This is a genomic window from Streptomyces sp. NPDC088354 (assembly GCF_044753585.1).
Taxonomy (GTDB): Bacteria; Actinomycetota; Actinomycetes; order Streptomycetales; family Streptomycetaceae; genus Actinacidiphila.
In genome coordinates this window covers 21,101-41,540 of record NZ_JBIVNJ010000016.1, presented here as the reverse complement: position 1 = coordinate 41,540, position 20,440 = coordinate 21,101, and the positions used below count along the sequence as shown (strand labels likewise).

Below are 20,440 nucleotides of genomic sequence, written 5' to 3'. Positions count from 1 at the left end.
CCGGGTCCGCGGGGAACCGGGGCGGTCGCGCGTGCCGTGCGTCAGCCGGCGAGCTTCGCCAGCGCGGCGTCGACGCGGGCCAGGGTGCGCTCGCGGCCGAGCACTTCGAGGGACTCGAAGAGCGGCAGGCCGACGGTGCGGCCGGTGACGGCGACCCGGACCGGCGCCTGGGCCTTGCCGAGCTTGAGGCCGTGCGTCTCACCGGCGGCGAGGACGGCGGCCTTGAGGGCCTCGGCGTTCCAGTCGGCGGCTGCGAGGTTCTCCCGGGCGGTGGTGAGGAGCGCGGCGGCGGCCGCGGGGTCCTTCATCGCCTTGTCCCAGGACGCCTCGTCCGTCACCGGTGCGTCGAGGAAGAGGAAGTCGACGTTCTCGGTGATCTCGGAGAGCACGGTCAGACGGGTCTGGGCGTGCGGCGCGACCGCCTCGAAGGCCGCCTGGTCGAACGCCTCGGGCGCCCAGGGGGCATGCGGGGCCCTCAGCCACGGGCCGCAGGCCTCGGCGAACGCCTTCACGTCCAGCATGCGGATGTGGTCGGCGTTGATCGCCTCGGCCTTCTTCAGGTCGAAGCGGGCCGGGTTGGCGTTGACGGCGTCGATGTCGAAGGCGGCCACCATCTCCTCGACGGAGAAGACGTCGCGGTCGGCGGAGAGCGACCAGCCGAGCAGCGACAGGTAGTTCAGCAGGCCCTCGGGCAGGAAGCCGCGCTCCCGGTAGAGGTTGAGGGAGGACTGCGGGTCACGCTTGGAGAGCTTCTTGTTGCCCTCGCCCATGACGTACGGCAGGTGACCGAACTGCGGGGTCGTGCCGTTGCCGACGCCGAGTTCGGCCAGCGCCTTGTACAGCGCGATCTGCCGCGGGGTGGAGGACAGCAGGTCCTCGCCGCGCAGCACGTGGGTGATCTCCATCAGCGCGTCGTCGACCGGGTTGACCAGGGTGTAGAGCGGGGCGCCGTTGGCCCGGACGATGCCGTAGTCGGGCACGTTCTCCGGGGTGAAGGTGAGTTCGCCGCGCACCAGGTCGGTGAAGGTGATCGGCTCGTCGGGCATGCGGAAGCGGACGATCGGCTCCCGGCCCTCGCGCTCGTACGCGTCGATCTGCCCGGCGGACAGATCGCGGCAGTGGCCGTCGTAGCCGGAGGGGCGGCCGGCGGCGCGGGCGGCGTCGCGGCGCTCGTCGAGCTCCTCCGTGGTGCAGTAGCACTTGTAGGCGTGGCCGGACTCCAGGAGCCTGGCGGCGACGTCCTTGTACACGTCCATGCGCTGCGACTGGCGGTACGGCGCGTGCGGGCCGCCGACCTCGGGGCCCTCGTCCCAGTCGAAGCCGAGCCAGCGCATGGCCTCCAGCAGCTGCTGGTACGACTCCTCGGAGTCGCGGGCGGCGTCGGTGTCCTCGATGCGGAAGACCAGGGTGCCCTGGTGGTGGCGGGCGAACGCCCAGTTGAACAGGGCGGTGCGGACCAGGCCCACGTGGGGGTTGCCGGTCGGCGACGGGCAGAAACGTACGCGTACGGGTGCTGCGCTAGTCACGCTTGATCACCTTGTTGGTGAGAGTGCCGATGCCTTCGATGGTGACGGCGACCTCGTCGCCGACATGGAGCGGTCCGACCCCGGCCGGGGTGCCGGTCAGGACGACGTCGCCGGGGAGCAGGGTCATCGCCTCGGAGATGTGGACGATCAGGTCCTCGATGGAGCGGATCATCTGGCTGGTGCGCCCGGCCTGGCGCAGCTCGCCGTTGACGGTCGCGGTCACCGCCAGGTCGCCGGCGGCCGCGAGGTCGAGACCGGTCTCGATCCAGGGGCCGATGGGGCACGAGGAGTCGAAGCCCTTGGCGCGGGCCCACTGCTTCTCGGCCTTCTGGGCGTCGCGGGCGGTGACGTCGTTGGCGCAGGTGTAGCCGAGGATCACGTCCTGGACGCGTTCGCGGGGGACCTCGCGGCACAGCCGGCCGATCACGACGGCGAGCTCGGCCTCGTAGTGCACCTCCTGCGAGAAGGAGGGGTAGGCGATCGGGTCGCCGGGGCCGATCACCGAGGTGGACGGCTTGAAGAAGGCGACCGGCACCTCCGGGACCTCGTTGCCCAGTTCCGCGGCGTGCTCGGCGTAGTTGCGGCCGATGCCGACGACCTTGCTGGGCAGCACGGGCGGCAGCAGCCGCACCTTGCTCAGCGGCACCTTGGTGCCGGAGCGCTCGTACTCGGCGAACGGGATGCCCTTGATGATGTCGAGGACGAGTCCGTCCGGGACGGACTCGTCGCCCTCGACGACGCCGAAGGCGACATTGCCGTCGATGGAGAACCTGGCGATGCGCACGGGAAGCAGCTCACCTCACTGGCCGGAGACTGACGCTCCAGGTTATCCCGGGGGTGCTGCGCGCTCCCGTCCGGCGAGCCGGGGCTCAGTCGGCGGGCTGGTTCTCCAGGTTCTTCAGCACGGTGCGGCGCGGGTTGGCGGTCTGCCGCGGCAGGATGACGACGGGGGCCTCGCCCTCGACGGCCGGTGCGACCTCCGTGGTCCGCGTGTCCTCGGCGTCCGTGAGGTGCGCGAGGGTGGTGCGACGCGGGTTGGCTATGGGTCGCATGATCATGGTCGTCTTCATGGGGCGGTCAGAACCTCGTGGAGTTCGGGCGCCCTGGGGCGCAGGTTGACGTAGTACACCGTGGTGTCAAACGTCAATCTATCTGGCGGGCATTCCCCTTTCCGGGTGAGCGACACGGGCACTCCCCTGTGATTTTGCTCACCAAGTGGTCGACAAGAAGGGCGAATCGGGCGCTCCGCCGATGCCTGCGAACCCGACATCACGGATGATCCACGCCATTTGCACCCGGCCGCCGGCGGCGGGCTTGTGCAGGCAGAGCCCCATGAGCCCCTGAAGGCGCCCGAATTGACCGTCCCCGCCCGAATGCGGCCGGACACCGTGTGACGCGCCCGGTGCGCTGAGTCACGTATTCCACTCGATACCCGACGGGCCTTGTTGGAGGTCCGGCACTGTGCTGGAATTCCCCGGACCGCCGTATCAACAGATGCCGGCGCGCAAGGGGGAGCGTGCGACCGCCGGGCGGCGGCGGCCAACGGGTACCTGCCGGGGGGCGGGACTCCACAAACTCGACACCGTCCATCCGCCCGCGCGGGGGACGCCTGGTCCAGAGGTTGCGACGCTAGTGCAGGGACGTTTCAAGAGGGATGGCGGCGCTGCGGGCGACCCGGAACAGCGTGGTGGGGCCGACACCGGCCCCATCCGCCGGGAGGACACCGCAGACGTCGGAACCGCGGGCGCGGAGAGCGGCGCCACGCCGGAGAGCGGTGTGCGCTCAGGCCCCAAACACGGCTCCCGAATAGCCATGCGCAACTGGCGCATCAGCACTCGTCTGGTGTCGCTGCTCGCGCTGCCGGTGGTCGCCGCGACCACCCTGGGTGCCCTGCGCATCCAGAGCTCGCTGGAGAACGTGAAGCAGCTGGACGCGATGACGTCCCTGACCGATCTGACGGAGCAGGCGACCAAGCTCGCCGCCGCGCTCCAGAACGAACGGGACGTCTCCGCCGGTCCGCTGTCCAGCACCCCCCGGGACGAGAACGACGACGACATCGTCGCCGCGCAGCAGAACACCAAGCTGGCCCGCCAGGCGTTCAGCCAGGCGGAGGAGGGCATCGACCCCGACCTCACGGGTGTCAACGCCTCGCTGCAGGCGATCCACCGTCAGCTCGGCACCCTGCAGGCGATCCGCGAGCGCGCGTACGACCAGAGCGGTTTCGTCTCCTCGACGGTCAGCGAGTACGACGGGCTCATCCAGTCGCTGATCGACCTCTCCCAGGAGATGGCCGAGGCGACGGGTAACACCGAGATGATCGCCAGTACCCGCGCGCTGGCCGCGTTCTCCGCGGCCAAGGAGTACGAGTCCATCCAGCGCGCCGTGGTCAGTGCCGCGCTCGCCGACGACAAGAAGCTGAGCTCCAACGACTTCCGCTTCATGGGGGGTGCCCTCCGTTCGGAGCGCACCGCGCTGGAGCAGTTCCGCCAGATCTACGGCCGGCAGAAGTCAGAGGACCTGCTCGGCGGTCTCGAGCACGGCAACGCCGCGATCACCCAGCACGACGAGCAGGCCGCCCGTATCGCGGCCTCCGAAGAGGGCATCCAGAACTTCGACGGCTCCTACCTCGACTGGGACGACGCCGCGAAGACCAAGCTCGACACGATGAAGGCCATCGAGCAGCACCTGCTCGAGGAGATGCAGCAGCAGGCCCTGACACTGCGCGACGAGGCACAGCAAGAGGCGATCATCAGCGGTGCGCTGATCCTCCTCGTGCTCGGCATCTCGGTCGTCGGCGCCTTCGTCGTCGCCCGCTCCATGGTCCGCTCGCTGCGCCGCCTGCAGGACACCGCGCAGGAAGTCGCCCAGAAGCGGCTGCCCGAGCTGGTCAAGCAGCTCTCCGAGTCCGACCCGCAGGACGTGGACACCTCGGTCGAGTCGATCGGCATCCACACCCGCGACGAAATCGGCCAGGTGGCCCGCGCGTTCGACGAGGTCCACCGCGAGGCGGTCCGTCTCGCCGCCGAACAGGCGCTGCTGCGAGGGAACGTCAACGCGATGTTCACCAACCTCTCGCGCCGCAGCCAGGGCCTGATCCAGCGTCAGCTGAGCCTGATCTCCGAACTGGAGTCCCGCGAGGCCGACCCGGACCAGCTGTCCAGCCTCTTCAAGCTCGACCACCTCGCGACCCGTATGCGCCGGAACGGCGAAAACCTCCTCGTCCTCGCGGGCGAGGAGCCCGGCCGCCGCTGGACCCGTCCGGTCCCGCTGGTCGACGTCCTGCGCGCCGCGGCCTCCGAGGTGGAGCAGTACGAGCGCATCGAGCTCACCTCGGTGCCGGCGGTGGAGGTCACCGGCCGCGTCGTCAACGACCTCGTCCACCTGCTCGCAGAGCTGCTGGAGAACGCGACCTCGTTCTCCTCCCCGCAGACCAAGGTCCGGGTCACCGGTCACGCGCTGCCCGACGGGCGCGTGCTGATCGAGATCCACGACACCGGCATCGGCCTCTCCCCGGAGGACCTGGCCGACATCAACGAGCGGCTCGCGAACCCGCCCACGGTGGACGTCTCCGTCTCCCGCCGCATGGGTCTGTTCGTGGTCGGCCGCCTGTCCCTGCGACACGGCATCCGCATCCAGCTGCGTCCGTCCGACTCGGGCGGCACCACCGCGCTCGTCATGCTCCCGGTCGACGTCACCCAGGGCGGCGCCAAGCCGCAGCCCGGTGCCGCCGGCAACCGCGGTCAGCAGCCGGGTGGTCCCGGTGCGGGCGGTCCGGGCGGGGCGGTGCCCGCCGGTGCGCCGGCCGGTGGTGTCGGTCGCGCGCCGCAGCGCGGCCAGGTGCCCGGTTCCGCTCCGCGTCCGGCCCTCAACTCGGGCCCGGCGGGCCCGGGTCAGGCTCCGCAGGGCGGTCGGCCCGGTGCTCCCGCGGCCCCGCAGCGTTCCGGCCCGAGCTGGGCGAACGAACAGCAGGGCCAGGGCGGCCAGAGCCGTCCGCAGCGCCACGCCGGTCCGCAGCAGCAGCCGCAGGCTCCGCAGTACCCGCAGCAGCCCGCGGCACCGCAGCCGGTCGGCGCGGCGGCGGACATGCCGCGCGGCCACGAGGACCTGGAGACCACGGCGCAGTTCGAGCGCCCGGACTTCAACACGATCCCGCACACGTCGCCGCAGCGCGGCACCATGGGTTCCGCCTTCGGCCGGCAGCAGCAACCGCAGCAACCGCAGCAGCAGTACCAGCAGGAGCAGCCGCCCCAGTACCAGCAGGAACCGCAGCTGCCGCAACACCAGCAGCAGTACCAGCACGAACAGCAGCCGCAGTACCAGCAGGAGCAGCCGCCCCAGCAGCAGACCGGCACCTACACCCGCAGTGACGTCTTCCAGCGTCCGACGGGACCGCAGGCCCAGATGCCCCAGGCGCCGATGGCGCAGGCGCCCATGCCTCCGGCCCCGCAGACCCAGCGTCACCGCGGACCGGCCGCCGGTCAGCAGCAGCGGCCCGGCGAGCAGCGGCATCCGCTGCCGGCCGCGTCCGAGCCGATGGCCCTGCCGCCGGCCCCGGCCCGCCCGGACGAGACCAGCCCGATCTTCGACTCCCTCGAGTCGGACTGGTTCCGTACCGGCCGTGCCGAGCGCATGCAGCAGGTGCACGTCGAGCGCGGCCCGGTGGCCCCGCAGCAGAACGGCAACGGTCCGCTCTCCGGCAGCGGTCCGCTCTCCGGCGGCGCCCCGAGCCGTCCGCCGCAGCGCCCGCACCAGCCCGCACCGCAGCAGCACCCCCAGCAGCCGCAGCAACCGCCGCAGCGGGTCCGCGCCGAGCAGCCCCAGGCCCAGCAGGCCCCGCCGCCGCCCCGTCGTGAGCCCGCCGCCTGGCGCAGCTCGCCCAACGACGAGGTCTGGCAGCGGGCCGGCCAGGTCCGTGAGCCCTCCGCCGGCGGGGTCACCCCCTCCGGCCTCCCCCGCCGGGTGCCGCGCGCGAACCTCGTGCCCGGTTCCGGCACGACCCAGCAAGCCCCCCAAGGTGGTCCGCAGGTTTCCCGGGCCCCTGACGACGTGCGCGGACGCCTGACCAACCTCCGGCGCGGTATTCAGCAAGGCCGCCAGGCCGGTACGGGCACGACCGACGGTCGCGGCTTTGGCACCACTCACCAGCAGGAGCGTTAGTTGAGCCAGATGAGCCAGGCGGCACAGAATCTGAACTGGTTGATCACCAACTTCGTGGACAACACCCCCGGGGTGTCCCACACGGTGGTGGTCTCCGCCGACGGCCTGCTGCTGGCGATGTCCGAGGGTTTCCCCCGTGACCGCGCCGATCAGCTGGCGGCCGTGGCCTCCGGTCTGACCTCGCTGACCGCGGGTGCGTCCCGCATCTTCGAGGGCGGCAACGTCAATCAGACGGTGGTGGAGATGGAGCGCGGCTTCCTCCTCCTGATGACGATCTCGGACGGGTCCTCGCTGTGCGTTCTGGCGCACCCCGAGTGCGACATCGGCCTCGTGGGCTACGAGATGGCGCTGCTCGTCGACCGAGCCGGCGCCGTCCTGACGCCCGACCTGCGCGCAGAACTCCAAGGCAGTCTGATGGGCTGAGCTCGTGTGAGCCCGGCCGACACCGCCCCATGACAAGAGAACCGCGTCCGCTCTTATCCGGAGGACCTTCATGACACCGCCGCCTGCCTCGCCCGGCCCGTACGGCGCGCCCCACCATGCGCCGTACGGGGGCGAAGGCGACCAGCCGCTGGTGCGGCCGTACGCCATGACCGGTGGTCGCACCCGGCCGCGTTACCAGCTCGCCATCGAGGCGCTGGTGAGCACCACTGCCGAGCCGGGTGCCTACCAGGGGATGCTCCCCGAACACCAGCGCATCTGCCACCTGTGCCTGGAGATCAAGTCGGTCGCCGAGATCTCCGCACTGCTGGCGATTCCGCTGGGGGTGGCCCGGATCCTGGTGGCCGACCTGGCTGAGGCCGGGATGGTCGCCATCCACCAGCCGAGCAGCGGCGAGGCCGGCGGACAGCCTGATGTGACACTGCTCGAAAGGGTGCTCAGTGGACTTCGCAAGCTCTAGGCCGGGGCAGCAGGCGGCGTACGGTGCGCCGCCCGCGGCCCGTGCCACCACCTCGGCGAAGATCGTGGTGGCCGGTGGCTTCGGCGTGGGCAAGACCACGTTCGTCGGAGCGGTCTCGGAGATCAACCCGCTCCGCACGGAGGCCGTGATGACCTCCGCGTCCGCGGGCGTCGACGACCTGACCCACGTGGCCGACAAGACCACCACGACCGTGGCGATGGACTTCGGCCGTATCACGCTCGACGACGACCTGATCCTGTACCTGTTCGGTACGCCGGGCCAGGACCGTTTCTGGTTCATGTGGGACGACCTGGTGCGCGGCGCCATCGGCGCGGTCGTGCTGGTCGACACCCGCCGGCTCGCGGACTGCTTCCCGGCCGTGGACTACTTCGAGAACAGCGGCCTGCCCTTCGTCATCGCCCTCAACGGCTTCGACGGACACCAGCCGTACACGCCCGACGAGGTGCGCGAGGCCCTGCAGATCGGCCCCGAGGCACCCATCATCACCACCGACGCGCGGCACCGCGCGGAGGCGAAGAGCGCGCTCATCACGCTCGTCGAACACGCATTGCTCGCTCGCCTCAAGTAAGCACTCCAGCTTGCCACTTCGGGTACGGACCGGCTGTGTCTTTTGACATGGCCGGTCCTTCTGTTCATAACGTTTCGACCGCGAATCGGAACATCTCGAACACCGCCTGCGCCCGACCGGCTTCACTGCGCATACATCGCCCTGCTGAATTGCCACCGCTTTACGCTTATGCCCCTTTTAACAAGCGCGTGACGAAGGGTTCGGCATCGCCGCCGGAGGTTTGTGGAGCACCCCCATGACGTGCTGGAATTCATCGAAACCCGAGAGTAGGAACGACGCCGCCGGCGTCGTCGCCGAGAGGTTGTTGGTCGAGTGAGGAACACGAGGCGCGCAGAGCCGGGTCCCGCGGACCACCCGCGTGGCAATTTCACCCCGCCCGCGCGATACGGCACGGCGCAGGCCGCGGCCGCCCCCGAGGTCGCTGAACCGGCCGCCGCGCCGGGCAGCCGCTTCGCCATGCGCAACTGGCGGGTGGCCACCCGTCTGAACGTCATCCTCCTCATCCCGGTGCTCGTCGCCCTGGTCTTCGGCGGCTTCCGGGTGCAGACGGCCGTACAGACCTGGCAGGACGCGGACGACGCGGTGCGGACCGCGCGGGCCGTCCGGGCCGCGGTGGACTACGCCAACGCCGTGCTGAACGAGCGTGACGTCAGCGTGGTTCCCCTGCTCCAGGGCGACAAGGACAACAAGACCGTGGTGGCGGCGCGCGGCGCCACCGACGCGGCCGCCGCGGCCTTCGACGCCACGGTGCGCGAACTGCCCGCGGACGAGCGCCTCGAACGCCGTGTGGCGAACATCCGCGAGGGCGAGAAGGTCCTGGCGAAGCTGCGCGAGACCGCCTTCACCCGGCAGCTGCCCGGCGTGCAGACCGAGGAGAAGTACGTCGAGGTCCAGCACCCGCTGATGGAGCTGGCGAACGAACTCGGCTTCGGCACGAGCAGCGTCGCCTCCTACGGGCGCACGCTGTACGCCATCGAGCTCGCCAAGGCCGCCGAGTCGCTGACCCGTTCCATCGGCACCCACCTGCTGGTAGAGGACCGCTCCAAGCTGGCCCCCGACGAGCTGAAGACGCAGCTCACCTCCTTCGCCTCGTACGCGTACCTCCAGCAGGTCGCCGAGGAGGAGTACAAGGGCGGCGGCACCGCGGCCGACTACCAGCGGCTCCAGGACGAGCAGGCCGCGGCGCTGCAGAAGGGCAAGGAGCAGGTCACGGCCGCCGCGCAGGCGGCCAAGCAGGCCGGCCAGCCCTTCGTCCCCCCGCCGGACCTGCTCACGATGATCAAGAAGATCGCCTCCGGTCAGGACCCCACGAGCCTGAAGGCGCAGGGCATCACGCCGCAGAGCTGGTTCGGCGCCACGACGCTCGGCTTCGACGCCTACCAGAGCGTCGAGAAGCACCTGTCGGACCAGGCGTTCCAGGACTCCAGCGACATCGCGGACAGCGCCCGCATCGAGGCCATCGTCAACTCGGCCATCGTGCTGGTCGCGCTGATCATCGCCTTCATCGTGGCCGCGATGATGGCCCGCTCCATGAGCAACAGCATGCGCCGCCTGCGCACCTCGGCCTTCGAGGTCGCCGAGCAGCGGCTGCCGGCCCTGGTCGACCAGCTGTCCCGGACCGACCCGGGCAAGATCGACACCCGGGTCGAGCCCATCCCGATCAACTCCAACGACGAGATCGGCGAGGTCGCCCGCGCCTTCGACCAGATCCACCGCGAGGCCGTGCGGCTCGCCGCCGAGCAGGCCCTGCTCCGCGGCAACGTCAACGCGATCTTCACCAACCTCTCCCGCCGCAACCAGGGCCTCATCCAGCGCCAGCTGACGCTGATCACGGACCTGGAGAACAACGAGGCGGAGCCGGAGCAGCTGGAGAGCCTCTTCAAGCTGGACCACCTCGCGACCCGTATGCGCCGCAACGGCGAGAACCTCCTGGTCCTCGCAGGCGAGGAGCCCGGCCGCCGCTGGAACCAGCCGGTGCCGCTGGTCGACGTGCTGCGCGCCGCGGCCTCCGAGGTGGAGGCGTACGAGCGCATCGAGCTGGTCGGCATCCCGGAGACGGACATCCACGGCACCGCCGTGACCGACCTCGTGCACCTGCTGGCCGAGCTGCTGGAGAACGCCACCACGTTCTCCTCGCCGCAGACCAGGGTCCGGGTCACCGCGACCCGGCTGCCCGACGGCCGGGTGATGGTCGAGATCCACGACAAGGGCATCGGCCTCACGGCCGAGGACTTCGCGGACATCAACCACAAGCTGGCCGACCCGCCCACGGTCGACGCGTCGATCTCCAAGCGCATGGGCCTGTTCGTGGTCGGCCGCCTCGCCGACCGGCACGGCATCCGCGTGCAGCTGCGCCCCTCGGGCGAGCAGGCGGGCACCACGTCGCTGGTCATGCTCCCGGAGCCCATCACCCACGGTGGCGGTGGCGAGGAGGTCCCGCTGGAGGACGACTTCACGGTGTCCCGGATGATGCCGGAGACCGAGACCGAGTCCTTCGCCGCGTACGGGCCGACCGCCGCCGAGCTCGGCTTCGACGACTCCCGCTACGACCGCGTCGAGGTCCCGGACGACGCCCGTGCGCTGGACCCGGTGGGCCGCTCCCTGAAGCGCGGCGAGCGCCGTGCGCAGCTGGAGGCCGCGGCCAACGACCGCGGCGAGCGGCCGATGTTCCGCGACGAGGTCGGCGAGCAGCAGGACTCCTTCGACGGCTTCGAGACCCCGGCCGCCGCGAACTCCCTCCAGCAGGAGGCCTTCCCGGCGACCGGTTACGACACCCAGGCGTTCCCGGAGCAGAACCTCCAGGAGCAGCAGGGCTTCCCGGAGCAGCACGGCTACGACACGCAGCCCGCGGCCTTCCCGGAGTCCGCGTACACCGACGGCGGCTTCCCGTCCCCGGCACCGGAGTACGACGGCACCCAGGGCGGCTACGCCCAGGACGGCTGGCAGCAGCAGAACGGCTACGCCCAGGACGGGTGGAGCGCGCCGCAGCAGGAGATACCGCAGGCCGCGGTCTACCCGGAGGCGCCGGCGGCCGATTCCGGCACTGCCGCCCCCTTCGGAGCCCCGGAGCGCGTAGGCTTCGACGGACCGGGACCGTCCTCAGGCCCGCTGCACACGTCCGTGACGGACGCGGGCCTGCCGCGTCGCGACCGCGGCCGGCAGCAGTCCGGACCGTCGGCCCCGGACCGGTCGGAGCCCCAGCCGGCGAACGGCTTCCTCTCGCAGCCGGCGCCCGCGGCGCCGGCCGGGACGCCGGATGCGTCGGCGGAGTCCCCCGACTGGCGTTCCACGAACGACGACAACTGGCAGCGGGCCGAGCAGGCCCGCAAGCCCAAGGCCGGCGGGGTCACCCCCTCCGGCCTGCCCCGGCGGGTCCCCAAGGCCAACCTGGTCCCGGGCACCGCACAGCAGACTCCGCAGGGCGGCCCCATGGTCTCCCGAGCACCCGAGGACGTCCGCGGCCGACTGAGCAATCTGCGGCGCGGCGTCCAGCAGGGGCGTACTGCGGGAACTGACACGAACGGCCAGGGCTTCGGCCCCAAGCACCAGGAGCGTTAGTTGAGTCCGATGAGCCAGGCGGCACAGAACCTGAACTGGTTGATCACCAGTTTCGTGGACCAGACCCCAGGGGTCTCCCATACGGTTGTGGTCTCTGCCGACGGCCTGCTGCTGGCGATGTCCGAGGGATTCCCGCGGGACCGTGCGGACCAGCTGGCCGCGGTGGCCTCGGGTCTGACCTCGCTGACCGCGGGTGCCTCGCGGATCTTCGAGGGCGGGCACGTGAACCAGACCGTCGTGGAGATGGAGCGCGGCTTCCTCTTCATCATGTCCGTCTCGGACGGCTCGTCGCTGGCCGTGCTGGCGCACCCCGAGTGCGACATCGGCCTCGTCGGCTACGAGATGGCCCTGCTGGTGGACCGGGCGGGCAATGTGCTCACCCCCGATCTGCGCGCGGAACTGCAGGGCAGCCTGCTCAACTAACGGACAGGCATGCGAGCGCGTCTGAGGCCCCGTAGGGTTCTCGGACGCGCTACCCAGCTGGAGGAGGAACCGTGGCAACGCCCCCAGGCGGAGATCAGTACGGCAATCACCAACAGCAGCCGCCCTACAAGCGGTTCGATTTTCCCTCGGCGCCAACCCCGGAGCCACCTCCCGCCTTCGGCGGTGGGACCCAGGACCCGGGCGGCAGGCCGTCGCATCGGCAGCCGAGGATCCAGCCGTACGAACCCCCGCAGGCACCGTCGCCACGCACGCCACCGGCCGGACGCAGGTCCCCGTCCGGACTGGTCCGGCCGTACGCGATGACGGGTGGCCGGACCCGGCCGCGCTACCAGCTCGCCCTCGAGGCACTGGTCAGCACGACCGCGGACCCGTCACAGCTGCGGGGGCAGTTGCCGGAGCACCAGCGGATCTGCATCCTCTGCCGGGAGATCAAGTCGGTCGCGGAAATCTCCGCGCTTCTCTCCATCCCCCTCGGCGTCGCCCGAATCCTCGTCGCCGACCTGGCGGAGGCCGGTCTCGTCGCCATTCACCAGCCCGGTGGCGACGATGCCTCGGGCGGACAGCCAGACGTGACACTGCTCGAAAGGGTGCTCAGTGGACTTCGCAAGCTCTAGCGGTCCAACTCGCTCAACCACCTCGGCGAAGATCGTGGTGGCGGGCGGCTTCGGCGTGGGCAAGACCACGTTCGTCGGTGCCGTATCGGAGATCAACCCGCTGCGTACCGAAGCCGTGATGACCTCCGCCTCGGCGGGCATCGACGACCTGACCCACGCGCCGGACAAGACCACGACCACCGTGGCGATGGACTTCGGCCGTATCACGCTGGACGAGGACCTGATCCTGTACCTGTTCGGTACGCCGGGTCAGGACCGCTTCTGGTTCATGTGGGACGACCTGGTGCGCGGCGCCATCGGCGCGGTCGTCCTGGTGGACACCCGCCGGCTGGCCGACTGCTTCCCGGCCGTGGACTACTTCGAGAACAGCGGCCTGCCCTTCGTCATCGCCCTCAACGGCTTCGACGGACACCAGCCGTACAACCCGGAGGAAGTCCGGGAGGCGCTGCAGATCGGCCCCGAGGCACCCATCATCACCACCGACGCCCGGCACCGCGGCGAGGCGAAGAGCGCGCTCATCACGCTGGTGGAGCACGCACTGATGGCGCGGCTGCGGTAACAGCGGATCCGCACGACGCGAAAGGCCCCGCACGACGAGTGCGGGGCCTTCGCGTTTTCATCACTCCTGTCATGCAACTGCCGAACCCCGTACGGCGTTTGATAGAAGGGGGACGGAAGAAGCGCTTCTGCGCGCCCGAGCCGACGGGGGTGGCCCATGGGTGTCGTACTGCCGGACGAACTGGCCTGGCTCCTCGACCTGATCGGCATCATGTGGCCGAACGTCGACGAGGACGACTACCGTGAAATGGCCACGGCCCTGCGGGAGTTCGCCGAGGACGTGGACCACGGCGGCAACGGTCTGCACGAGGCGGTGGCGGGTCTGCTCGGGGCGACCGAGGGTCCCGCCGTGGAAGCCTTCAACGCCCATTGGAACAAGGTCGGTTCCCACCTGGGCAATCTGGCGGACGCCGGACGGCTCGGCGCCACCGCGCTCGACGGGGTCGCCGTCGTCGTCGAGGGCGCCAAGATCGCGGCCGTGGTCCAGCTCGGCATCCTGGCGGCCGAGGTCATCGCCGCCCAGGCCGCGGCGCCCTTCACCCTGGGCCTGTCCGAACTCGGCGCCGCCGGAGCCACCCAGGCCACCCGGCTCATCGTCAAACGCCTCTTCAAGGAGGCCGCCCAGCAGGCCCTCGACCAGGTCATCGGTCTCGCGACGGGCCCGGTGTACGCCGCGCTCGGCAACATGGCCGGCGACCTGGCCATCCAGCTCGGCGCCAACGCGCTCGGCATCCAGCACGGTGTGGACCTCGGCCGCGCGGCCGACGCGGGCAAGGACGGCTTCCAGCAGGGCGTACAGGACTCCAAGCACCAGGTCACCGGTGGCAAGGACGGCAGCTTCGTACTGGCCAGCGCGGGCGGCGGTGGCGGTGGCGGTGGCGGTGGCGGGAACGCCGGCGGCTCCGGTGGGGGCGGCGGCCAGATCCGGCACGACGAGGGCGCCTACGCCGACTTCGACACCCAGGTCGACAGCCACGGCCAGGACATGAGGTCCCGTGGCGGCGAACGCGTCCGCCGGGCCCACGAGCGGCACGCGCGCGTGAAGGGCAAGGGCGGCGAACTCACCCGCGCGGCGGAGGAGTTCATCGAGACCCTGGTCAACGGCGTGCAGGACGGTCTGGACAAGGCCACCAAGCACATCACCGGCGACATGCGGGACGGCGTCCGGCGGATGCACAGGAACCACAAGGACAACGACGACCGCACCGCGTCCGAGCTCGAGGGCCTGCACAAGGCCCACTCCATGGAGCAGTTGCGGAACACGGGGGACAAGACACCGGTCTTCCTGGTGGACGACGCCGGGAAGATCCACCAGATATCCCCCGACGGGAAGAAGATCCACGTCGACAGCCTTCCCACGGACAGGAACACGGACGCACCGCTCGACCGTGCCGTCCCCGACCAGGAGGGGCCGCGCAAGCACTCCACCGCGGTCGTCTCGGGGAACGACGAACTGTCCCGGGCGACCCAGTTGGCCCGGCACATCCAGAACGACTACAAGGGCAAGAACTACGCGGCGTTCCGCTACAGCGACGGCGACAACGAGTTCATCCTGGTCGGCCGGAGCGGGGGTCCCCACTCCGAGCGCGTACTCGGCGTGCCCCTCATCAACAGCGGGGTGCAGCACCAGGTGGTGGACGGCTACAGCGAACGCGCCCCCTGCCGGACGCTGAACCGCTATTGCGGTGAATGGCTGCACAAGTACTACCCGGACACGGACATGTCGCACAGCTTCGAGTACGGGGAACACGCCACATGGGAGACGACGGGCGACAAGGCGAAGGACAACGAAGCCCGCAACGCGGCGCTGCGCGCCTCCCAGTCGGAGGGCAACAAGGAGATGAGACGTTATCTGAGTCTGCTCCAGAGGGCCGGCCGCTAGCATGAGCCCGCAGCACCGACCTCCCGGATCCGTCGAACAGGAATCACCGTGATCGCCCCCGTGACCCCCGCCCTCCTCGCCGAGGTCTTCGCTCCGGAGCGGATCGTGCGCATCCCCCTCGACCTGCAGGGGGATCTGCTCGTCCACGAGGACACGGCCCGCTTCCTGGCCGACGTGGGCCTGCCCCGGGCCGAGGGTGTGCTCTTCGAACTCCGCGACGACCTCGCGGACGGACTGACCCCGCTGTCCGCGCACCGGGACGTCGGCGCACTGGCGGACTTCGAGGGCTTCACCCCCGGCATGGACCGCTGGCCGCACCTGGGCCGGGCGTTCTCCAGCGACGTGGTGCTCGACGGGACGACCGGGTCGGTCCACGCGATCAACCCCGACACCCGCCGGATCGAGAAGGTCCACACCGACGTCTCCGGCATGGCCTACGGCATGTACCTCCTGGAACGCCGCCGGCCGGACTACGACCCCCCGGACGAGTTTCCGGAGATCGACGACCTGATCGCCGTGGCGGAGGAGATCAGGGAAGCGCTGTCGCAGGTCGACCCGGTGCCCTACGCGGACGGTGACGGAGTCTGGGAGACCGTCCACGACGAGGTCTCCGGAGGGATGTGGTGACGCTCTCCGAACGGCTCCACGCGCGGTTCGGCGAGGCCGGGCTGCGCCGGGCCGACGAGTTCCTCCTGCCGCTCCAGGTGGGGCCCTACTTCCGGACCGATCCCACGGATCAGGCCACCCTCGGCGCGTACGCGGACTCCCTGGGCGTCACGGTCCCCGGGGCCGCCGACGGGAGCTGGACGCGGCTCGGGGACGACCGGGGGTTCGAGCTCTGCGCCGACGCCGAGGGCGTCGTCCGCGCGGTGCTGCTCGGGTACGGCGAACCGTCGCGGTTCGTCTCCTCCTCGCCGGAGACCTTCGCGGAGGGCCTGCTCGAACTCGACCTCGCGCTGGGCGCGATGGCCGGGGCGGACGAACCGGCCGAGGCCTCGGCGGTCTTCCGGCGGCTGGAGGAGCGGCTGCGCGCGGCGGACCCCGAGGCGTTCGCGGACCGCGAGAACTGGTGGCCGCTCGTGCTGGACGACATCCGGGACACCGCGAGCGCACAGTGGTTCGCCGCGATGGAGGTGGTGGACGCGGCCGGCGAGAAGAAGATCTTCACTCAGGCGAGCGACATCTGCCTGCACCCGGAGGAGCGCCTGTGGTCGTCGCTGCAGGCGGCGGGGGTCCAGCCGGAGCAGGTGACGCGGATCCACACCGACCTGGAGGCGTGCTTCATGCCCGGTCACTACTGCTCGATGTGGCTGGGCCGGGTCTTCCCGGACTCGGGGCTCTCCCACACCTTCCCCTACGGCGAGACCGCGGCGTCACGCGCGGAGGGTCTGCGCCGCCTGCGCGAGAGCGCGGACGCATGACCGTGCCGGACGGCGCCGGCCGGCCACCACGGGACGCCGGCTCCGCTCCGTCCGGTCGGGAACTGACCGGCTGGGCGGGCGATCCCACCGCCCCGAGGCTCTGCCTGGTCACCGGTGCCCGCGGGTCGGGCAAGAGCCGCCTGCTGGCGTGGTACTTCACCGCGGCCGCCCCGGATCCCGCGCTGCGCGTCCACGCGCTGGTCCCCGCGGCGGGCCTGACGGCGGAGGTCTTCTGCTGGGAGCTGGGCCGGCAGCTGGGATACGGCGCGCTCGGTGCCCCGCAGATCCTGCGCAGGCTGGCCCGCGACCCCCGGCCGGTCCTGCTGGCCGCCGCCGATCTGCACCGGGCGGCCGGAACGGCGCCACAGGAGATCGTCCGCGGCCTGCTGGAACCGCTGCTCGCACTCCCCCATGTGCGGCTGCTGGCGGAGGTCGCGGACAGCGGTGCGCCGGCCTGGTCGCAGCCGTGCCGCGAGGTCGCGCTGACGGGCTCCGGGGCCGTACCCGAACCCGTCGACGCCGCCGCGGAGTCGGAGCGCATGCTCGCGGCCGTCCCGCTCGGCCCGGCGGGCACGCCCGACTGGGAGCGGGCCCCCGGCACCGTCCGGGCCCGCGTACTGGAGTACGCCCTGGCGGGCGGAACGGCCGCACGCCTCACCGGTGACCCCGGGTTCCTCGTCCACGGACCCGCCCCCGCGATCACCGCCGCGCTGGCCGACCCCCGGACGCCCGCGCCCCGCGGGCTGCGGGCGGTGTGGCGGCGTGCGGCCCCCGCGCTGACCGCGCTCGGCCTCACCGGGCCCGAGCGCGCCGCCGTCCTCCACACGGCCGCGCTGGCCGAGGACCCGAAGCTGGCCGCGTACCTCGAACCCCTGGCCCGCCGGCACTCCTGGACCGCCCTGTGGGCCGCCGCCGAGCCGGCCGCCGCCCTGGCCCTGGGGGCGGGAGGGCTGCTCCTGGCCGACCCGGTGGGCCGGCTGTCCGTACTGGACCCCGCGGCCGGCGCCGTCCGCTCCCGTGTCCCGCTCGACGCGGCCCTGCGGCCCGCGGGTGTCGCCGTGGCCGAGGGCGGCGGCCTGCTGCTCCTCGACGCGGACGAGACCCTGCACACCGCGGGCCCCATGTCCAACGCCCTGTCCCGCGTGGCCGACCTCCACAACACCACCGGGACACCGCCCACGGCGGTCGCCGCCCACGGTCGCCGCGTCGCCGTGGGGGACGCGGAAGGCCGCGTGCACGTGTGGGACGCCGCGGCCCATGACCGCGGCCCGGTCACCCGCAGGCTGCACCCCGCGCCCCTCACGGCGACCACCCTCGTCCACGCCGCCGCGTCCGGTCCGGCCCTGTGCCTGAGCGGTGGGGCGGACGGCACGCTGCGCCTGTGGGAGACGGGCGGCGACCCGATGCCGGAGCCCGTCGACCGGCGGGAGGCCGTCGTGACCGCCCTCGCGGCCGCCGACACCCCTTCCGGGCCCCTCGTGGCCGCCGCCTGGTCCGACGGCGAGCTGCACCTGTGGGACCTGTTCGCGGCGACCCGGCGCGACCTCACGCCCCCGTTCCGCGCCACAGCGCTGGCCCTCACCGAAGGAGCCACCCTGTTCGTGGGCGGCACGACAGGCGTCGCCGCGCTGGACACGCGCCCGGCGGCGCCGTGACGGCTCCCCCGGGTACGACGACGGTGGCGGGGGCCCCCCCCGCGGGGGGGGGGGCCCCCCCGGGGGGGCGGGGGGGGGGCCGCCCGCCCCGCGGGGGGGGGGGGCGGCCCGGCGGGGGCCGGCGGGGGGCCCCCCAACCAGGGGGGGGGGGTCCCCCCCCCGGGCCCCCCCCGGGGGGGGCCCCCCCCCCGCGGGGGGGGCCCCCGCCACCGTCGTCGTACGGGACCGGAGGGTCAGCTGCGCCAGCTGTGCGGCGCGCTGAAGCCGGACTGCCGCTCCAGGCGGCGCCAGCCGGCCGTGGAGCGGGGCTTGACGTAGGCGGTCGTGTCCTGGCCCTGGGCCGCGGCGCGGGCGAGGAGGACGGCCGTCAGGGCGGCCAGCTCCTCGTCGCTGGCGTGGCCGCGCTCGACGCGAACGAGCGCCGCGGCGGAGCTGTCGGCAGGAGTGCTCACGGGGTCGGTCTCCCTTACTGGGGCGGGTTGCCGTGCTTGCGCGACGGCAGGTCGGCGTGCTTGGTGCGCAGCATGGCGAGCGAGCGGATGAGGACCTCGCGGGTCTCGGCGGGGTCGATCACGTCGTCCACCAGGCCGCGTTCGGCCGCGTAGTACGGGTGCATCAGCTCGGACTTGTACTCCTTGACCATGCGGGCACGCATGGCCTCGGGGTCGTCGGCGTCGGCGATCTGCCGCCGGAAGATGACGTTGGCGGCACCCTCGGCGCCCATCACGGCGATCTCGTTGGTGGGCCAGGCGTAGGTCAGGTCGGCGCCGATCGACTGGCTGTCCATGACGATGTAGGCACCTCCGTACGCCTTGCGCAGGATCAGCGAGATCCGCGGCACGGTGGCGTTGCAGTACGCGTACAGCAGCTTCGCGCCGTGCCGGATGATGCCACCGTGCTCCTGGTCGACGCCCGGGAGGAAGCCGGGGACGTCCAGAAGAGTGATGAGCGGGATGTTGAAGGCGTCGCACATCTGCACGAACCGGGCCGACTTCTCACTGGCCTCGATGTCGAGCACACCCGCCAGGGAGGCGGGCTGGTTGGCGATGATGCCGACCACCTGGCCGTCGAGACGGGCCAGGGCGACGATGATGTTGGTCGCCCAGCGCTCGTGGACCTCCAGGTACTCGCCCTCGTCGACGATCTCCTCGATCACCTGGTGCATGTCGTACGAGCGGTTGCCGTCGGCCGGGACGATGTCCAGCAGGACGTCACCGCGGCGGTCGGCCGGGTCGCTGGTGGGGGCCGACGGCGGGTTCTCGCGGTTGTTCTGCGGCAGCAGCGACAGCAGGTAGCGGACCTCCTCCAGGCAGGTCTGCTCGTCGTCGTACGCGAAGTGCGAGACACCGGAGATCTCGGAGTGGACGTCGGCGCCGCCGAGCCCGTTCTGCGTGATCTTCTCGCCGGTGACGGCCTGGACGACGTCCGGGCCGGTGATGAACATCTGCGAGGTCTCACGGACCATGAAGACGAAGTCGGTGAGGGCCGGGGAGTACGCGGCGCCGCCGGCGCACGGGCCGAGCATCACCGAGATCTGCGGGATGACACCGGAGGCGCGGGTGTTGCGCTGGAAGATGCCGCCATAGCCGGCGAGGGCGGAGACGCCTTCCTGAATGCGGGCGCCGGCGCCGTCGTTCAGCGAGACCAGCGGCGCGCCGGCCGCGATGGCCATGTCCATGATCTTGTGGATCTTGGAGGCGTGGGCCTCGCCCAGCGCGCCGCCGAAGATCCGGAAGTCGTGCGCGTACACGAAGACGGTGCGGCCGTGGACGGTGCCCCAGCCGGTGATGACGCCGTCGGTGTACGGCTTCTTGGCCTCCAGGCCGAAGCCGGAGGCGCGGTGCCGGCGCAGCGGCTCGACCTCGCTGAAGGACCCCTCGTCGAGCAGCAGGTCGATCCGCTCACGGGCGGTCAGCTTGCCCTTGGCCTTCTGGGCCTGGGTGGCCTTCTCGCTGGGGCCGAGCCGGACCTGCTCGCGGATGGCGTGCAGCTCCGCGACGCGCCCGCGGGCGTCGTTCGCCGGCTGGGCGGCTTCGTCGCCCTCCGCGGCCTCGGCGGGCTGGGTCGGCACCTCGTCCAAAACGCTCATGACATCGACCATACGAGCGCAGGGCCCTCGGAAACGGCGTCGACTT

17 protein-coding genes are annotated in these 20,440 nt (G+C 71.6%); 12 read left to right on the top strand and 5 right to left on the bottom strand.

Translation table 11 applies throughout. The features are described from left to right. Positions 1-41 precede the first annotated feature (41 nt). From gltX to ACIP98_RS23065, 3 genes are all read right to left on the bottom strand, one after another. Positions 42-1,526 (bottom strand): glutamate--tRNA ligase, encoded by a 1,485-nt coding sequence (gene gltX / locus ACIP98_RS23075; protein ID WP_401977716.1) that lies wholly within the window; start codon positions 1,524-1,526, stop codon positions 42-44. Then, entirely contained in the window at positions 1,519-2,310 is a 792-nt protein-coding gene (locus tag ACIP98_RS23070; RefSeq protein WP_319659772.1) for a fumarylacetoacetate hydrolase family protein, read from the bottom strand. The genes gltX and ACIP98_RS23070 overlap by 8 nt, the downstream gene beginning before the upstream one ends. An 85-nt stretch (positions 2,311-2,395) precedes the next feature. Further along, positions 2,396-2,596, bottom strand: coding sequence for a hypothetical protein (locus ACIP98_RS23065; RefSeq protein ID WP_319659773.1), 201 nt, complete (start codon positions 2,594-2,596; stop codon positions 2,396-2,398). 742 nt (positions 2,597-3,338) lie between these two features. Between ACIP98_RS23065 and ACIP98_RS23060 the strand changes: the two genes are divergently transcribed. From ACIP98_RS23060 to ACIP98_RS23005, 12 genes are all read left to right on the top strand, one after another. Further along, on the top strand, positions 3,339-6,683 hold the full coding sequence (locus ACIP98_RS23060) for a nitrate- and nitrite sensing domain-containing protein (RefSeq protein WP_401977714.1): 3,345 nt from the start codon (positions 3,339-3,341) through the stop codon (positions 6,681-6,683). Between the two features lie 9 nt (positions 6,684-6,692). Further along, positions 6,693-7,106 carry a roadblock/LC7 domain-containing protein gene (locus tag ACIP98_RS23055; RefSeq protein ID WP_319660047.1) on the top strand — a complete coding sequence of 138 codons (414 nt, stop codon included), beginning with the start codon at positions 6,693-6,695 and terminating at the stop codon, positions 7,104-7,106. Positions 7,107-7,176: 70 nt separating this feature from the next. Further along, positions 7,177-7,584 (top strand): DUF742 domain-containing protein, encoded by a 408-nt coding sequence (locus ACIP98_RS23050; RefSeq protein WP_319659775.1) that lies wholly within the window; start codon positions 7,177-7,179, stop codon positions 7,582-7,584. Beyond that, a complete protein-coding gene (locus ACIP98_RS23045; protein ID WP_319659776.1) occupies positions 7,565-8,173 on the top strand; it encodes an ATP/GTP-binding protein in 609 nt (202 codons plus the stop codon). Before ACIP98_RS23050 ends, ACIP98_RS23045 begins: the two co-directional genes overlap by 20 nt. A gap of 456 nt (positions 8,174-8,629) precedes the next feature. Continuing rightward, positions 8,630-11,731 carry a nitrate- and nitrite sensing domain-containing protein gene (locus ACIP98_RS23040; protein ID WP_401977812.1) on the top strand — a complete coding sequence of 1,034 codons (3,102 nt, stop codon included), beginning with the start codon at positions 8,630-8,632 and terminating at the stop codon, positions 11,729-11,731. A gap of 9 nt (positions 11,732-11,740) precedes the next feature. Further along, entirely contained in the window at positions 11,741-12,154 is a 414-nt protein-coding gene (locus tag ACIP98_RS23035) for a roadblock/LC7 domain-containing protein (RefSeq protein WP_018562059.1), read from the top strand. Positions 12,155-12,225: 71 nt separating this feature from the next. Next, on the top strand, positions 12,226-12,789 hold the full coding sequence (locus ACIP98_RS23030) for a DUF742 domain-containing protein (RefSeq protein WP_319659778.1): 564 nt from the start codon (positions 12,226-12,228) through the stop codon (positions 12,787-12,789). After that, positions 12,770-13,348: an ATP/GTP-binding protein gene (locus ACIP98_RS23025; protein ID WP_319659779.1), complete on the top strand. Its 579-nt coding sequence runs from the start codon at positions 12,770-12,772 to the stop codon at positions 13,346-13,348. Before ACIP98_RS23030 ends, ACIP98_RS23025 begins: the two co-directional genes overlap by 20 nt. 156 nt (positions 13,349-13,504) lie before the next feature. Continuing rightward, positions 13,505-15,229: a nucleic acid/nucleotide deaminase domain-containing protein gene (locus tag ACIP98_RS23020; RefSeq protein WP_319659780.1), complete on the top strand. Its 1,725-nt coding sequence runs from the start codon at positions 13,505-13,507 to the stop codon at positions 15,227-15,229. Positions 15,230-15,277: 48 nt separating this feature from the next. Next, positions 15,278-15,856 carry an SUKH-4 family immunity protein gene (locus ACIP98_RS23015; protein WP_319659781.1) on the top strand — a complete coding sequence of 193 codons (579 nt, stop codon included), beginning with the start codon at positions 15,278-15,280 and terminating at the stop codon, positions 15,854-15,856. Beyond that, a complete protein-coding gene (locus ACIP98_RS23010; RefSeq protein WP_319659782.1) occupies positions 15,853-16,650 on the top strand; it encodes a nucleic acid/nucleotide deaminase domain-containing protein in 798 nt (265 codons plus the stop codon). The genes ACIP98_RS23015 and ACIP98_RS23010 overlap by 4 nt, the downstream gene beginning before the upstream one ends. Further along, positions 16,647-18,305 carry a hypothetical protein gene (locus tag ACIP98_RS23005; RefSeq protein ID WP_401977712.1) on the top strand — a complete coding sequence of 553 codons (1,659 nt, stop codon included), beginning with the start codon at positions 16,647-16,649 and terminating at the stop codon, positions 18,303-18,305. The genes ACIP98_RS23010 and ACIP98_RS23005 overlap by 4 nt, the downstream gene beginning before the upstream one ends. Positions 18,306-18,538: 233 nt before the next feature. Here ACIP98_RS23005 and ACIP98_RS23000 read toward each other — a convergent pair whose 3' ends face one another. Then, entirely contained in the window at positions 18,539-18,757 is a 219-nt protein-coding gene (locus ACIP98_RS23000; RefSeq protein ID WP_319659784.1) for an acyl-CoA carboxylase epsilon subunit, read from the bottom strand. Positions 18,758-18,771: 14 nt separating this feature from the next. Continuing rightward, entirely contained in the window at positions 18,772-20,394 is a 1,623-nt protein-coding gene (locus ACIP98_RS22995; protein ID WP_319659785.1) for an acyl-CoA carboxylase subunit beta, read from the bottom strand. Between the last annotated feature and the right edge of the window lie 46 nt (positions 20,395-20,440).